General features: G+C 66.4%; 16 protein-coding genes. 7 read left to right on the top strand and 9 right to left on the bottom strand.

Annotated elements, in window-relative coordinates; all coding sequences use genetic code 11:
- Positions 1–88: 88 nt before the first annotated feature.
- Positions 89–1,234, top strand: coding sequence for a PilT/PilU family type 4a pilus ATPase (locus tag RTW82_RS01415; protein WP_316924043.1), 1,146 nt, complete (start codon positions 89–91; stop codon positions 1,232–1,234).
- On the opposite strand, the gene RTW82_RS01410 is transcribed toward RTW82_RS01415, so the two are convergent.
- Together RTW82_RS01410 and RTW82_RS01405 are read right to left on the bottom strand one after the other, a co-directional pair.
- Positions 1,167–2,660, bottom strand: coding sequence for a UdgX family uracil-DNA binding protein (locus RTW82_RS01410; protein ID WP_316924042.1), 1,494 nt, complete (start codon positions 2,658–2,660; stop codon positions 1,167–1,169). The two genes, RTW82_RS01415 and RTW82_RS01410, sit on opposite strands and share 68 nt — an antisense overlap.
- Entirely contained in the window at positions 2,660–3,874 is a 1,215-nt protein-coding gene (locus RTW82_RS01405; protein WP_316924041.1) for a putative DNA modification/repair radical SAM protein, read from the bottom strand. The genes RTW82_RS01410 and RTW82_RS01405 overlap by 1 nt, the downstream gene beginning before the upstream one ends.
- Positions 3,875–3,975: 101 nt before the next feature.
- Here RTW82_RS01405 and RTW82_RS01400 point away from each other — a divergent pair, with 101 nt between their 5' ends.
- Positions 3,976–4,371, top strand: a complete 396-nt coding sequence (locus tag RTW82_RS01400) for an NINE protein (RefSeq protein WP_263401654.1) — start codon at positions 3,976–3,978, stop codon at positions 4,369–4,371.
- Between the two features lie 59 nt (positions 4,372–4,430).
- Here the strand turns inward: RTW82_RS01400 and RTW82_RS01395 are convergent, their stop codons facing one another.
- From RTW82_RS01395 to gshB, 7 genes are all read right to left on the bottom strand, one after another.
- On the bottom strand, positions 4,431–5,702 hold the full coding sequence (locus tag RTW82_RS01395) for a dihydroorotase (RefSeq protein ID WP_316924040.1): 1,272 nt from the start codon (positions 5,700–5,702) through the stop codon (positions 4,431–4,433).
- Positions 5,702–6,709 (bottom strand): aspartate carbamoyltransferase catalytic subunit, encoded by a 1,008-nt coding sequence (locus tag RTW82_RS01390; RefSeq protein ID WP_021218367.1) that lies wholly within the window; start codon positions 6,707–6,709, stop codon positions 5,702–5,704. Before RTW82_RS01390 ends, RTW82_RS01395 begins: the two co-directional genes overlap by 1 nt.
- A gap of 26 nt (positions 6,710–6,735) precedes the next feature.
- Positions 6,736–7,248 carry a bifunctional pyr operon transcriptional regulator/uracil phosphoribosyltransferase PyrR gene (pyrR, locus tag RTW82_RS01385; protein WP_021218368.1) on the bottom strand — a complete coding sequence of 171 codons (513 nt, stop codon included), beginning with the start codon at positions 7,246–7,248 and terminating at the stop codon, positions 6,736–6,738.
- Positions 7,249–7,260: 12 nt separating this feature from the next.
- A complete protein-coding gene (gene ruvX / locus RTW82_RS01380; protein WP_031287348.1) occupies positions 7,261–7,701 on the bottom strand; it encodes a Holliday junction resolvase RuvX in 441 nt (146 codons plus the stop codon).
- Complete coding sequence (locus RTW82_RS01375; RefSeq protein WP_316924039.1) at positions 7,698–8,267, bottom strand: YqgE/AlgH family protein; 570 nt, start codon at positions 8,265–8,267, stop codon at positions 7,698–7,700. Before RTW82_RS01375 ends, ruvX begins: the two co-directional genes overlap by 4 nt.
- A 61-nt stretch (positions 8,268–8,328) precedes the next feature.
- Positions 8,329–9,222 (bottom strand): energy transducer TonB, encoded by an 894-nt coding sequence (locus RTW82_RS01370; protein ID WP_316924038.1) that lies wholly within the window; start codon positions 9,220–9,222, stop codon positions 8,329–8,331.
- An 87-nt stretch (positions 9,223–9,309) separates the two neighbouring features.
- The gene (gshB, locus tag RTW82_RS01365) at positions 9,310–10,281 is read right to left on the bottom strand and encodes a glutathione synthase (RefSeq protein WP_316924037.1); all 972 of its coding nucleotides are present in this window, start codon (positions 10,279–10,281) and stop codon (positions 9,310–9,312) included.
- Between the two features lie 270 nt (positions 10,282–10,551).
- Here gshB and pilG point away from each other — a divergent pair, with 270 nt between their 5' ends.
- The 5 genes from pilG to RTW82_RS01340 all read left to right on the top strand — a co-directional run bounded on the left by pilG (position 10,552) and on the right by RTW82_RS01340 (position 15,123).
- A complete protein-coding gene (gene pilG, locus RTW82_RS01360; protein WP_021218373.1) occupies positions 10,552–10,959 on the top strand; it encodes a twitching motility response regulator PilG in 408 nt (135 codons plus the stop codon).
- Between the two features lie 48 nt (positions 10,960–11,007).
- Complete coding sequence (gene pilH, locus RTW82_RS01355) at positions 11,008–11,373, top strand: twitching motility response regulator PilH (protein ID WP_003458790.1); 366 nt, start codon at positions 11,008–11,010, stop codon at positions 11,371–11,373.
- Between the two features lie 48 nt (positions 11,374–11,421).
- Positions 11,422–11,958 carry a chemotaxis protein CheW gene (locus RTW82_RS01350; RefSeq protein ID WP_021218374.1) on the top strand — a complete coding sequence of 179 codons (537 nt, stop codon included), beginning with the start codon at positions 11,422–11,424 and terminating at the stop codon, positions 11,956–11,958.
- A gap of 193 nt (positions 11,959–12,151) precedes the next feature.
- The gene (locus RTW82_RS01345; RefSeq protein WP_031287349.1) at positions 12,152–14,200 is read left to right on the top strand and encodes a methyl-accepting chemotaxis protein; all 2,049 of its coding nucleotides are present in this window, start codon (positions 12,152–12,154) and stop codon (positions 14,198–14,200) included.
- 62 nt (positions 14,201–14,262) lie between these two features.
- Positions 14,263–15,123, top strand: coding sequence for a CheR family methyltransferase (locus RTW82_RS01340; RefSeq protein ID WP_031287350.1), 861 nt, complete (start codon positions 14,263–14,265; stop codon positions 15,121–15,123).
- The last annotated feature ends 5 nt before the right edge of the window (positions 15,124–15,128 follow it).

The following is a 15,128-nucleotide window of genomic DNA, read 5'->3' as shown; positions in this document are numbered from 1 at the left end:
GCGCGGCGCCATGCCGCGACGGCAACCCCGGTCATCGGGGCTTTCGGCGTCGCCCCAGGCGACCGGCACGTTCACTGCGAGAAAGACCATGGAATTCGAGAAACTGTTGCGCCTGATGGTCGAGAAGGGCGGCTCCGACCTGTTCATCACCGCCGGCGTCCCCCCGTCGATGAAGGTCAACGGCAAGATCATGCCCGTGACCAAGAACGCCATGTCCCCGGAGCAGACCCGCGAGACCGTCCTCGCGGTGATGAACGAGCAGCAGCGCCGCGACTTCGCCGAGAACCACGAGTGCAACTTCGCCATCAGCGCCCGGGGCATCGGCCGCTTCCGCGTCAGTGCCTTCTACCAGCGCAACCTGGTGGGCATGGTGCTGCGCCGCATCGAGACCAACATCCCCACCCTGGATGACCTCAAGCTGCCGGAAGTCCTCAAGAAGCTGGCACTGACCAAGCGCGGCCTGGTGCTCTTCGTCGGCGCCACCGGCACCGGCAAGTCCACTTCCCTGGCGGCGATGATCGGCTACCGCAACAAGAACAGCAGCGGCCACATCATCTCCATCGAGGACCCGATCGAGTACATCCACCAGCACCAGAACTGCATCGTCACCCAGCGCGAAGTGGGCATCGACACCGAGTCCTTCGAGGTGGCGCTGAAGAACACCCTGCGCCAGGCGCCGGACGTGATCCTCATCGGTGAGGTGCGGACCCGCGAAACCATGGACCATGCCGTGGCCTTCGCCGAAACCGGCCACCTGTGCCTGGCCACCCTGCACGCCAACAACGCCAACCAGGCGCTGGACCGGATCATCAACTTCTTCCCCGCCGACCGTCAGCAGCAGGTGTGGATGGACCTGTCCCTCAACCTTAAGGCCATCGTCGCCCAGCAACTGGTACCGACCCCGGACGGCAAGGGGCGCCGCGCGGTGATCGAGGTGCTGATCAACACCCCGCTGGCCGCCGACCTGATCCGCAAGGGCGAGGTCCACGAGCTCAAGCCGCTGATGAAGCGCTCCACCGAGCAGGGCATGCAGACCTTCGACCAGGCGCTGTACACCCTCTATTCCCAGGGCGAGATCACCTACGAAGACGCGCTGCTCTACGCCGACTCGGCGAACGACCTGCGCCTGATGATCAAGCTCGGTTCCGAAACCGATGGCGACCACCTCACGAGCATGAGCGGTGGCCTGTCGCTGGAAGTGTCCGAGGAAGACCCGGGCCGTCGCTTCCGCTGACCGCCCCTTCGCCCTGCTGCGCTTGCCGCAGGGCGTCCACCAGCTCCCGGTAGAGCTGCTCGCCGCCGTCTTGGTTGCGCAGCACCGCCGCCGGGTGCGGTGCCACTGAAATCCACCTGCCTTCATGACGCAGCGGCTTGCCGAGGTAGTCGGCCAGGCGGATGCGCTGTGGGTCATGCAGGCCCAGCAGCGAAGCCAGCGCGGTACGCCCCAGGGCCACCACCCATTGCGGCTGGCGCTCCTCCAGTTCACGGGCCAGCCAGGGGTGACAGGCGCGGATCTCCGCCGGCTTGGGTGTGGCGTGCCAGCGCGTCGCCGCGCGGCCCAGTGCGCCGCCCCGGGGCTCCCACTTGAAGTGTTTCACCGCGTTGGTCAGGTAGACCGCCTGGCGTGACAGCCCGGCGTCGGCCAGGGCCCGCCGCAGCACCTGCCCGGCGGGGCCGAGGAAGGGGCGCCCGGCCAGGTCCTCCTGGTCACCCGGCTGCTCGCCCACCAGCATGATCCGCGCCTGCGCCGGACCTTCGCCCGGCACGGCGCAGGTCGCGTTGCGCCAGATATCGCAGCGCCGGCACTGGTCCAGGCGGGTGTCGGGCGCCCTGTCTGGCTGCGCGGCGTCGCTGGCGATCAGCACTTCCTTGCCCTGGCGGGCGCCCACTTCCGGCGCCTGGGCCAGGCGCTGCCGGCCGGTGCGGGCGTCGGCCACCAGTTCGGGAATCAGCGCGCCTTCCGCCAGGTGCTTCCAGAAACGTGCCGGCATATGGCTGCGCATCACCTCGGGGTTCAGGCGGGACGGGTTGAAGGTGCTGCGGTAATAGGCCGTCCACAGGGACTCGCTCGGGTCGTCGTGACCTTCGATGGCCTCGCGCAGACCATGTGGGCAGGGCGACTGGTAGGCCAGGTGCTCGCCGTCGAAGTGGGCGAGCCCTTCCGGCGTGCCGATCAGCCAGCTGTGGCGACCCATGCGCGGCACGAAGTGCTCGGCGCCCAGGTCCAGCACGTCGTGGGCGGGTTCGTGCCAGGCCAGGTAGTCCGGGGCGCCCTGCGCCTTGTCGCCAGGGCGGAAGCGCAGGAAAGCATGCATGTGGTGGGCTTCGCGGCGCACCGCCTTGATCCGCCGCTGCAGTTCGGAACCGTCGCGGTCGCCGGCGAGCATGGCGCTGCGGTCCCCCTGGGCCACGCGCCACAGTACCTGGTAGAGCAAGGCCCAGCGGTCGTGGGCGCGGAAGCGTGCGGCGTCGGCCAACAGCGCCGGCAGCTCCCGGGGAATGGACACGCTGGCGGCGCCGGCGGGGGAGGGCGCTGCGTCGTCGCCGTCGAACAGCCCGGGCGTCCAGTCCACGGCCTGGGGCTCGATGCCCGCCAGCAGCAGCTGCCGGGCCTGGTCACGCCAGCCGGCGAAGCTGCCGTCGAAGCGGATGGCGCGCATCACCAGAGGGCCATCTGCTGGACCGGGGCATCCCCCAGGCGCTGGCGCAGCACGGTGGATTCCAGGGTGGCGTCACGGGGGCGGTAGTCCTGGGTGACGATGAAGGGCTTGGCCTTTTCCATGGCGCAGCGCAGGCGCGCCACGTCGGCGTAGCGGATGCGTCGCTGGCGGCGCAGCTCCACCAGGCGGTTGGCACTGAGCACGCCGATGCCGGGCACGCGGGCGATCATCGCCGGCTCGGCGCGGTTCAGGTCGAGGGGGAATTGCGCGCGGTTGGCCAGGGCCCAGGCCAGCTTGGGGTCGATGTCCAGGGGCAGGTTGCCGGGGGTGGCGATCAGCTCGCTCACCGCGAAGCCGTAGCCGCGCAGGAGGAAGTCGGCCTGGTACAGGCGGTGTTCGCGCAGCAGCGGCGGCGCTTCGAAGGGCACGGTCTTCGGGCTCTGCGGGATGGGGCTGAAGGCGGAGTAGTAGACGCGCTTGAGGCGATAGGCGCCGTACAGCGTCTGCGCGGTGTCGAGGATGGTGCGGTCGTCGGTGTCGTCGGCGCCGACGATCATCTGCGTGCTCTGCCCGGCGGGGGCGAAGGCCGGCGCGCGTTTCTCCGTGCTGGCCTCTTCCACGCCCAGGCGGATGCGCCCCATGGCGCGGCGGATCGGCGCGCCGCGCTTCTCCGGGGCCAGGCGGGTGAGGCCGTCCTCGGTGGGCAGCTCGATGTTGACGCTGAGGCGGTCGGCGTAGCGCCCGGCCTCGGCGATCAGCTCCGGCGCTGCGTCGGGGATGGTCTTCAGGTGGATGTAGCCGCGGAACTGGTGCTCTTCACGCAGCAGGCGGGCCACGCGGATCAACTGCTCCATGGTGTAGTCGGAGGAGCGGATGATCCCGGAGCTGAGGAACAGCCCGCTGATGCAGTTGCGCCGGTAGAAATCCAGGGTCAGGGTCACCACCTCCTCGGGGGTGAAACGGGCCCGGGGCACGTCGCTGGAGCGGCGGTTGACGCAGTATTGGCAGTCGTAGAGGCAGAAGTTGGTCAGCAGGATCTTCAGCAGTGCCACGCAACGGCCATCGGGCGTGAAGCTGTGGCAGATGCCCATGCCGTTGGTGGCGCCGACTCCGGCCTTGCCCGCCGAGCTGCGCTTGGGGGCGGCGCTGCTGGCGCAGGAAACGTCATACTTGGCGGCGTCGGCCAGCACGGTTAGTTTGTCGATGAGTTCCATGGAAAGGGCTGTGGATAGCTGTATGTGCGTACAGTATTTGCTGGCCCTGAAGCCTGCGCAAGTCCGTCGTCGACGGATGGTCGCGATCTGAAGGAGTACGCATGCAACGCCCTGACACCCACAACATGCTGATCGGCTACCTGCTGTGGATATTCGGTTTCCTCGGCGCCCACCGCTTCTACTACGGCAAGCCGGTGAGCGGCACTATCTGGTTCTTCACCTTCGGCCTGTTCTTCATCGGCTGGATCATCGACCTGTTCCTCATCCCGTCCATGGACCGCGAAGCCTCGCTGCGCTTCAACGCCGGCTCCCACGACTACACCGTCGCCTGGATCCTGCTCACCTTCCTCGGCGTCTTCGGCGTGCACCGCATGTACCAGGGCAAGTGGATCACCGGCATCCTCTACCTGTTCACCGGCGGGTTCTTCCTGCTCGGCGTGCTCTACGACTTCTGGACCCTGAACACCCAGGTCTCGGTGCTCAACGCCCGCCGCTGAGTCTTCGGCCAGGCATGAAAAAGCCCGCCATCTGGCGGGCTTTTTCGTGACCGGGCGGCTCAGGCCCGATAGGTGATGTGCCCGTCCATCAGGGTGTAGTGCACCTTGCCGGGCAGGTCCTGGCCGAGGAAGGGGCTGTTGCGCCCCTTGGACAGCCATTGCTCACCGGCGCGGGTGCGGGCTTGCGGGTCGAACAGCACCAGGTCGGCCGGGGCGCCCACGGCGAGGCGACCCACCGGCAGGCGCAGGGCGCGGGCCGGGCCGGCGGTGAGGCGGGCGAGCAGGGTCGGCAGGTCGAGCAGGCCGTCTTCCACCAGGCTCAGGGCCAGCGGCAGCAACAGCTCGACGCTGCTGATGCCCGGCTCGGTGGCGGCGAAGGGGGCCAGCTTGGCGTCCGCTTCGTGGGGCTGGTGGTGGCTGGCGATGGCGCCGATCACGCCACTTTTCACCGCTTCACGCAGGCCGTCGCGGTCAGCGCGGGTGCGCAGCGGCGGTTGCACGTGGTAGAGGCTGGAGAAGCCGATCAGCGCCTCGTCGGTGAGCAGCAACTGGTACAGCGCCACGTCGGCGGTCACCGGCAGGCCGCGGGCCTGGGCCTCGGCGATCATCTGTGCGCCCCGGGCGCTGGTGAGCTGGCTGAAGTGCGCGCGCACGCCGCTCTGCTCCACCAGCAGCAGGTCACGGGCCAGGGCCACGGTTTCCGCGCTCTCGGGAATGCCGGCCAGGCCAAGGAAGCCGGCGGTGGCACCCTCGTGGGCCATGCCGCCGTCCGCGAGCGAAGCGTCTTGGGCGTGGAAGATCAGCGTCAGGTTGAAGGTGGCCGCGTATTCCATGGCGCGGCGCAGGGTGCGGTTGCTGTCGAAACTGGCCAGGCCGTTGGAGAAGGCGACGCAGCCGGTGTCGCGCAGGGCGACCAGCTCGGCCAGTTGCTCGCCGGCCAGGCCCTTGCTCAGGGCGCCGACGGGGAAGACCTTGGTGTGGCCGGCTTCGCGGGCGCGGTCGAGGATCAGCTCGGCCACGGCCGGGGTGTCCAGCACCGGGCGGGTCAGCGGCGGGCAGCACAGGCTGGTGACGCCACCGGCGGCGGCGGCACGGGTTTCGCTGTCGATGCTGCCCTTGCGGCTGTAGCCCGGCTCGCGCAGGGCGGCGTTGAGGTCCACCAGGCCGGGCGCGGCCACCAGGCCCTTGGCGTCGATGCTGTGTTCGGCTTCGTAGCCGGCGGGCGCCTGGCCGATGCCGGCCACCTTGCCGGCTTCCAGGTACAGGTCGGTGACCTGGTCGGTGCCGCTGGCGGGATCGATGAGGCGGGCGCCGATGATGTGGGTACGCATCAGTTCTGCACCTCGGCTTCCTGGTTGATCTGGCGTTGGGTGTTCTGGCCGCTCATGGCCATGGACAGCACGGCCATGCGGATGGCGATGCCGTAGGTGACCTGGTTGAGGATCACCGAGTGGGCGCCGTCGGCCACCGCCGATTCGATCTCCACGCCACGGTTGATCGGGCCGGGGTGCATGACGATGGCATCGGGCTTGGCCAGCGCCAGGCGCTGGGTGCTGAGGCCGTAGAGGCGGTAGAACTCGCCTTCGCTGGGCAGCAGGCCGCCCTGCATGCGCTCGCGCTGCAGGCGCAGCATGATCACCACGTCGACGTCCTTGAGGCCTTCGGCCAGGTCGGTGTAGACGCTGACGCCGTACTGCTCGATGCCGATGGGCAGCAGGGTCTTGGGCGCGATCACGCGGATGTCCGGGCAGCCCAGCGCCTTCAGCGCGAGCATGTTCGAGCGCGCCACGCGGGAGTGCAGGATGTCGCCGACGATGGCCACCGAGAGGTTCTCGAAGCCACCCTTGTGGCGGCGGATGGTGAGCATGTCGAGCATGCCCTGGGTCGGGTGCGCGTGGCGCCCGTCACCGCCGTTGATGATGGCCACGTCCGGGCACACGTGCTCGGCGATGAAGTGGGCGGCGCCGGAGTCGGCGTGGCGCACCACGAACATGTCGGCGGCCATCGCCTCCAGGTTGCGCAGGGTGTCGAACAGCGTCTCGCCCTTGCTGGTGGAGGAGGTGGAGACGTTGAGGGTGATCACGTCCGCGGACAGCCGCTGGGCCGCCAGCTCGAAGGTGGTGCGGGTGCGCGTGGAGTTCTCGAAGAACACGTTGCACACGGTCTTGCCGCGCAGCAGCGGGACCTTCTTCACGGCGCGGGCGCCGACCTCGAGGAAGGAGTCGGCGGTGTCGAGGATTTCCGTCAGCAGCTCGCGGGGCAGGCCGTCGAGCGAGAGGAAGTGGCGCAGCTGGCCCTGATCGTTGAGCTGCAGCGGGCGCTTGGCGTCTGTCGGCATGGGGCAGGCCCTGGGGGTCGGGAGTTTCAGGAAGCGGGGGTGAGGACCTGGCGCTCGAGGGCGAGCGGCGCGGGGCCGAGCAATTTTACCCGTTCATCGGCGGCGAGCGACAGGGTGGCGCCGACCACGTCGGGGCGGATCGGCAGCTCGCGGGCGTTGAGGTCCAGCAGGCTGACCAGGGTCACGCTGGCCGGGCGGCCGTAGTCGAACAGCTCGTTCATGGCCGCGCGCACGGTGCGTCCGCTCATCAATACGTCGTCGATGAGGATCAGGTGCTGGCCTTCGATCTCGAACGGCAGCTCGGAGGGGCGCACCTGCGGGTGCAGGCCGTTCTGGGTGAAGTCGTCGCGGTAGAAGGAAACGTCCAGGGTGCCCAGGGGCTCTTCGCTGCCCAGTTCCGCCAGCAGGGCCTGGGCGACCCAGACACCGCCGGTGCGGATGCCGATGAAGCGGGGGTTGGCGATGCCGCGCGCGGCCAGGTGGGCGTTCAGCGCGCTGGCCATCTGCGGCAGCAGTTCGGCCGGGTTGGGCAGGGTCATGGGCGTTCCTCGCTATTCGTGTCCGGGGTGTTCCGCCAGCCAGCCTTCCAGCAGGAGGGCGGCAGCCAGGGCGTCGACGGGGTTGTCGCGGTAACCGCCGCGCTGACCCTGGGCGAGCCGCTGGCCCTTGGCTTCGAAGGTGGTCAGGCGTTCGTCATGGGTGAAGACCGGCAGGTTGAAGCGACCGTTGAGGCGCCGCGCGAACTTCTCCGCACGCTCGCTCATGTCGCTGGGGGTGCCGTCCATGTTCAGGGGCAGGCCGACGACGATGGCGTCCGGCTGCCATTCCTTGAGCAGGGCCTCGACCTTCTGCCAGTCCGGTACGCCGTTCTGCGCCTTGAGCACGCAGAGTTCGCGGGCCTGGCCGGTGACGGCCTGGCCGACGGCGACGCCGATCTGCTTGGTGCCGTAGTCGAAGCCCAGCAGCAGGCGCAGTGGCTTGGCGGCCATCAGGCGTGCCCGGCCTGGGTGGTGAGCAGGTTGAGGTTGATCCCGAGGCGCGCGGCGGCAGCGGCGAGGCGCTGGTCGGCGGCGGTGTCGAAGAGGATGGCCGGGTCGGCCGGGCAGGTGAGCCAGGCGTTGTCCACCAGCTCGGCTTCCAGCTGGCCGGCATCCCAGCCTGCATAGCCGAGGGTGATCAGGCTTTTTTCCGGGCCCTGGCCTTCGGCGATGGCGAAGAGCACGTCCTGGGAGGTGGAGAGCGCCAGGTCGCCCAGCTCCAGGGTGGCCTGGAAGGTCAGGCCGCTGGGGTGGAGGACGAAGCCGCGGTCGGTCTGCACCGGGCCGCCGGCGTAGATCGGCAGGGTCTGGCAGCGGGCGGGCGGGTCGATCTCCGGGCGCAGCTGCTCGAGCACATCGCTGAGGTTGAGGCCGTTGGGGCGGTTGATCACCAGGCCCATGGCGCCCTGCTCGTTGTGTTCGACGAGGTAGGTGACGGTCTGGGCGAAATTGGGATCGTCCATGTGCGGCATGGCGATCAGGAAGTGGTGCTTGAGGTAGGTGGGCACGGTGCTTTTCATGGGCGCTAGTTTCGACCTTCGCGCCGTAAGCTTCAAGCGCGGTTGCGCCGCGCCCGCCCGGTCAATTGCTCGACAGGCGGTCGCCGCGCTCGAAACGCCAGGTGCGGATGATTTCCAGGCGGTCGATGTCGGCCAGGTCGCCGGTGAAGGGGGCGAAGGGGGCGGCGAGGCGGACGATGCGCATGGCGGCTTGGTCCAGCACCGGTTGGCCGGAGGATTCCAGGAGCTGCACTTCATAGAGAGTGCCGTCACGGTTGATCGACACCAGCAGGCGCAGGCTGCCGTAGAGGCGCTGGCGGCGGGCTTCCTCGGGGTAGTTGAGGTTGCCGACGCGCTCGATCTTCTTGCGCCAGTCGTCCTTGTACCAGGCGCCCTTGTCGCGCATGGTCGAGGCCGCGTTGAGGCGGTGGATGCGCGGGCGCTTGGCGTAGAGCTGGCGCTCCTGGGACAGCTCGGCCTCCAGGCTGGCGATCTCCGAGGACAGCTGGGTGCTGTCGAACACCGGTGCCGGGCGGGCTTCGGGTTCGGGCTTGGCTTCCTCGTGCTTGACCGTGGTCTTCTGCACCTTGGGCGCGGTGGTGGCGACGGCGGCCTTGGGCGCTTCCTGGCGCGCGGCCTGCTGCGGCGCGGCCGGCGGCGTGACCTTCTTGATCTCCTGGTCCTGGAAGGGCGCCTGCTCGGTGGTCTTGGGCGTGTCCTTGTGTTCCAGGGTGCCGCTGCCCTGCTGGTTCATCTGCGCCAGGTAGTCGGCCTTCTCGGGCTTCTTGTCGCTCTTGAAGCTGGCGAGGGTGACTTCCAGGGTCTTGCTGATCTGGCTGGGGTCGGCAAAGGTGAAGCCGACCCCGAGGATGAAGGCAGCGTGCAGCACGGCCGCGAGGAACAGGGTGAAACCCAGCCGGTCCGCCGGGCGTACGCCGGAGGAGGGGAAGTCGGAAAAGTCAGCGGCTGCGTTCATCGCACATCGGGTCTGCTCAGGATGGCGCGCAGTCTGCCGAACTGGGGCGGCAGGCTGCAAGTTGCATGTCCAAAGCTGTTAGCTGCATCAAGCTTGGGGCTTGCGTCCGTTCTCGGCGAGCTTGGTCTGGATGACGTCCATGAGGCGATCACCGATGCGCGTGTCATAGGCGGCGTCGATCTCGCGGATGCAGGTCGGGCTGGTGACGTTGATTTCGGTGAGGCTGTCGCCGATCACGTCCAGGCCGACGAACAGCAGGCCGCGCTCGCGCAGGGTCGGGCCGACGGTGGCGGCGATCTCGCGGTCGCGCTCGGACAGCGGTCGCGCCTCGCCACGGCCGCCGGCCGCCAGGTTGCCCCGGGTCTCGCCGGCGGCGGGAATGCGCGCCAGGCAGTAGGGTACCGGTTCACCGTCTATCATCAGAATGCGCTTGTCGCCGTCCTTGATCGCGGGCAGGTAACGCTGAGCCATGATCTGCTCGGCGCCGTGACGGGTCAGGGTCTCGAGAATGACGGAAAGGTTCGGATCGCCCTCGCGGTGGCGAAAAATCATCGATCCGCCCATGCCATCAAGGGGTTTGAGAATGATGTCACGCTGCTCTTTCGCAAACTCGCGCAGAATATCAGCCCTGCGACTGACCAGTGTCGGTGGGGTCAGTTGAGGGAACAGGGTGGCGAAGTACTTCTCGTTGCAGTCGCGAAGGCTCTGCGGGCGGTTCACCACCAGCACGCCGGCGCGTTCGGCCTGTTCCAGCAGGTAGGTCGAATAGACGAACTCGTTGTCGAAGGGCGGGTCCTTGCGCATCAGGATCACATCCAGCTCGGCCAGCGGGGCGTCGCTCTCGTCTTCCAGCTCGTACCAGCGTTGAGGATCGGCGAACACTTTCAGCGGCCGCATGCGGGCGCGGGCTTCGCCGGCCTTCTGGTACAGGTCCTGCTGCTCCATATAGTAGAGGGACCATCCGCGGGCCTGGGCTGCCAGCAGCATGGCCAGGGAGCTGTCCTTCTTGAAGGAGATGTGCGCAATGGGGTCCATGACGATCCCGAGGCGAACGCTCATGGGTGTGTTCTCCGCGACTGTTTAATAAAGAGGGGCACTGGAGAATTCCGGGCCCGGTAACGAGGCGCTCAGGTTGGCGCTGGAGGTTGTCGCGGTCAAGGGAAACCTCGCCGCATGGACTAGGATTCCCGGAGGCTGGCGCTTTGTAGCTTGCGTCCGGAGAGTGTGCTAAAAAGGCCCGACGATTGGGTCGTAGCCCGTCGCTGACAGGGCCTCAGGCGCACTGAACTAAGCAAAATAACGACTCACCGAGGCGATGGTAGGGCGAACATGGAACAGCATTCCGAGGGTTTGAAGGTCATGGTGATCGACGATTCGAAAACGATTCGTCGCACCGCTGAAACTCTGCTGAAGAAGGTGGGTTGCGAGGTCATTACGGCCGTCGACGGCTTCGACGCATTGGCCAAGATCGCCGATACTCACCCCAATATCATTTTCGTCGACATCATGATGCCGCGGCTCGATGGCTATCAGACCTGCGCCCTGATCAAAAACAACAGTGCTTTCAAGTCCACCCCGGTGATCATGCTGTCCTCGAAGGACGGCCTGTTCGATAAGGCCAAGGGTCGCATCGTTGGTTCCGATCAATACCTCACCAAGCCTTTCAGCAAGGAAGAGTTGCTCGGCGCGATCAAGACTCACGTGCCTGATTTCACCCCGGTGGAACAAGCCTCCTGAAGTCCGGCCTCCCATGGCCGGTGATGCCTTTCCGTTTTGGGGACAAACATGGCTCGTATTCTGATTGTTGATGACTCGCCGACCGAGATGTACAAACTGACCGCCATGCTCGAGAAGCACGGCCATCAGGTGCTCAAGGCCGAGAATGGCGCCGATGGCGTTGCCCTGGCTCGCCAGGAAAAACCCGACGCTGTGCTGATGGACATCGTCATGCCCGGCCTGAACGGCTTCCAGGCCACGCGTCAGCTGACCAAGGACGCCGAGACCAGCCACATTCCGGTGATCATCGTCACCACCAAGGACCAGGAAACCGACAAGGTCTGGGGCAAGCGTCAGGGCGCGAAAGACTACCTGACCAAGCCGATCGACGAAGACACCCTGCTGAAAACCCTCAACGCAGTACTGGCCGGCTGATGCCGGTACAGTCCGTCGATAACTAGAAGAAAGAAGGCCCTGGCCGGCATGTCGGACGCGCAGACCCCTTTCCAGCTTCTCCTCGAGATCGACCAGCGCTGCCGTGCGCTGGCGGCGGGCCTCCCTGCGCAGCAGGAAACCGTACAGACCTGGAGCGGCATCGGCTTCCGCATGGGCGAGCGTCTGTTCGTGGCGCCCATGGGCGAGGTCGGCGAGGTGCTTCACGAGCCGCGGCACACGCTGCTGCCGGGCGTGAAGTCCTGGGTCAAGGGGGTGGCCAACGTGCGTGGCCGGCTGTTGCCGATCATGGACCTGTGCGGGTTCTTCGGTGGTGAACTGTCGCCCCTGCGCAAGCAGCGCCGGGTGCTGGTGGTGGACCACCAGGAAATCTTCGCTGGGCTGATCGTCGACGAGGTCTACGGCATGCAGCATTTCCCGGTGGATTCGTTCTCCGAGGAACTGCCTCCCCTGGAGGCGGCGATCCAGCCGTTCATCCACGGCGTGTTCCAGCGCGAGCAACCCTGGCTGGTGTTCAGCCCTCATGTGCTGGCACAGCACCAGGTGTTCCTCGACGTGGCGGTATAGCTTTATCCGCATCCGGCCTCAGGGTCGGGTGCGGCGGGCCGTTTCCGGGAGGGGCGGTTCAGCGTGGCGGGGCGATTCCCCGGTACGCACGCGGCGCCGGTGGTGCCGTTGATTCAAGGTTGGGCCGGTTCATGCCGGCCCTTTGGCGTTACATGGAAATCGTTGTGTTGTTGGTCCAGGCGGGGGCCCGATAATGAAAAAACTTAACGCAGGCAATCTACTTGCGGGAACGCGCAGTAGTACGTTGATCGCAGGGCTGTTCGTGGTCCTGATCGTGTCCATCGTGCTGTTGTTCGCCAACTTCGCATACCTGAACACCCAGGCGAACTACGACAAGGAATACCTCAGCCACTCCGGTGAGCTGCGCGTACTGTCCCAGCGTATCGCCAAGAACGCCACCGAAGCGGCGGCGGGCAAGGCCGAGGCCTTCGCCCTGTTGAAAGACGCCCGTAACGACTTCGAGAAGCGCTGGAACATCCTCGTCAATGGCGACGAGAACACCGGTCTGCCGCCCGCTCCGGAAGGCGTGAAGGCCGAGATGGATGCCGTGCAGGCCGACTGGAACAGCCTGCGGCAGAACTCCGACGCCATCCTTGCCAGCGAACAGACCGTTCTCTCCCTGCACCAGGTAGCCGCGACCCTGGCGGAAACCATTCCGCAGCTGCAGGTCGAGTACGAGGAAGTGGTCGACATCCTGCTGGAAAGCGGCGCGCCCGCCGACCAGGTCTCGGTAGCCCAGCGCCAGTCGCTGCTGGCCGAACGTATCCTCGGCTCGGTGAACAAGGTACTGGCCGGTGACGAAGACTCCGTACAGGCCGCCGACATGTTCGGCCGCGACGCCAGCCTCTTCGGCCGCGTACTGAACGCGATGCTGGAAGGCAACGCGGCGATGGAAATCTCCAAGGTGACCGACAACGAAGCCCTGGAGCGTCTGCAAGAGATCTCCGAGCTGTTCGAATTCGTTTCCGGTTCCGTGGACGAGATTCTCGAAACCTCGCCCGAACTGTTCCAGGTCCGTGAATCCGCCAACACCATCTTCACCGGTTCGCAGACCCTGCTGGACAAGGCCTCCACTCTGGCCGGCGGCTTCGAGAAGCAGGCCGAAGGCCGTAGCTTCAACACCCTCGCCGGTTACCTGCTGGGCGCCCTGGCCCTGGGTTCGATCATCCTGATCGGCCTGGTCATGGTTCAGACCACCCGCAGCCGACTGGCCGAGACCGCCGAGAAGAACGAACGTAACCAGGCGGCGATTCTGCGACTGCTCGACGAAATCGCCGACCTTGCGGACGGTGACCTGACAGTGGCCGCGACCGTAACCGAGGACTTCACCGGTGCGATCGCGGACTCCATCAACTACTCGATCGACCAGCTCCGCGACCTCGTAGAGACCATCAACCTGACAGCCGTGCAGGTAGCGGCGGCGGCCCAGGAAACCCAGGCCACTGCAATGCACCTCGCCGAAGCGTCCGAGCACCAGGCGCAGGAAATCGCCGGCGCCTCGGCGGCCATCAACGAGATGGCGGTGTCGATTGACCAGGTATCGGCGAACGCCTCGGAATCCTCCGCGGTAGCGGAACGTTCCGTAGCCATCGCCAACAAGGGCAACGAAGTGGTGCACAACACCATCACCGGCATGGATAACATCCGTGAGCAGATCCAGGACACCTCGAAGCGGATCAAACGCCTCGGTGAATCGTCCCAGGAGATCGGTGACATCGTTAGCCTGATTAACGACATTGCCGACCAGACCAACATCCTCGCACTGAACGCCGCGATCCAGGCGTCCATGGCCGGTGACGCGGGCCGCGGCTTCGCCGTGGTAGCGGACGAGGTCCAGCGACTCGCGGAACGTTCCTCCGCCGCGACCAAGCAGATCGAGGCCCTGGTAAAAACCATTCAGACCGACACCAACGAAGCGGTTATCTCCATGGAACAGACCACCTCCGAGGTGGTACGTGGTGCGCGTCTGGCACAGGACGCCGGTGTGGCACTGGAAGAGATCGAGAAGGTATCCAAGACCCTCGCGGCCCTTATCCAGAACATCTCCAACGCCGCTCGTCAGCAAGCGTCCTCGGCGGGCCACATCTCCAACACCATGAACGTGATCCAGGAGATCACCTCGCAGACCTCCGCAGGTACCACTGCTACCGCCAAGAGCATTGGTAACCTGGCCAAGATGGCCAGCGAGATGCGCAAATCGGTATCCGGCTTCAACCTGCCGGACGCTCCGGAACAGGCCTGACCAAGGGAGATGCCGCGGCTTGACGCCGCGGCGCAGCGGCCATGAGCGAGAGGCACGACAGCATGCAGCCAAGCGGCGTGTGGGCCTTGAAACCCCTGGCCGACATGACGCCCGCGCAGTTCCACGACTGGCAGTCGCTGCTCGAGGAACGCACGGGTGTGGTGATCAACGAACAGCGTCGCGCCTTCCTGCAGACCAATCTCACTGCACGGATGCGCGAACTGGGCGTTGACGACTACAGCATCTACTACCGCCAGGTCACAGACGGCCCGCGTGGTGCTGTGGAATGGTCCACGCTGCTGGACCGCCTCACCGTTCAGGAAACCCGGTTCTTTCGCCATCGCCCCTCCTTCGACCTGCTCGACGCCTACTTGCGTGAGCGGGTCGCTGCGGGCCTGGACAGCCCCTTGGCGCTCTGGAGCGTCGGCTGTTCCAGCGGCGAGGAGCCTTATTCGCTGGCGATCGCCGCCGCCGAGGCGCTGCAGGACAGCGACCGGCCGGAATTCTTCGGTGTGACCGGTACCGACATCAGCCTCAGCGCCCTGAACAAGGCGCGGGAAGGGGTGTACGGGGCACGCCGCCTGGAACAGCTGGATGCTGACCAGGGCGAACGTTATTTCCAGGTCATGGACGATGGCCGCTTCAAAGTTGTTGAGAGCCTGGCCGCGCGCGTTTGCTGCGCCCGGCTCAATGTGCTGGAACTGGCGAAGGCGCCAATGTCCGGCATGGACGTAATCTTCTGTCAGAACCTGTTGATCTATTTTCGCCGCTGGCGTCGCCGTGAAATCCTCAACCGCCTGGCCGAGCGCCTGGCGCCGGGAGGCCTGATGGTGGTGGGCGTGGGCGAAGTAGTGGGTTGGCACCATCCGGACCTGGTTCCGGTGGCCAACGATCAGGTTCTGGCATTCACCCGGAAGGGATAGCAGAC

Source organism: Pseudomonas sp. zfem005, assembly GCF_032621735.1.
GTDB lineage: Bacteria > Pseudomonadota > Gammaproteobacteria > Pseudomonadales > Pseudomonadaceae > Metapseudomonas > Metapseudomonas solani.
Note: the sequence above shows the minus strand (reverse complement) of the source record. Positions and strands in the feature narration are given on the sequence as shown.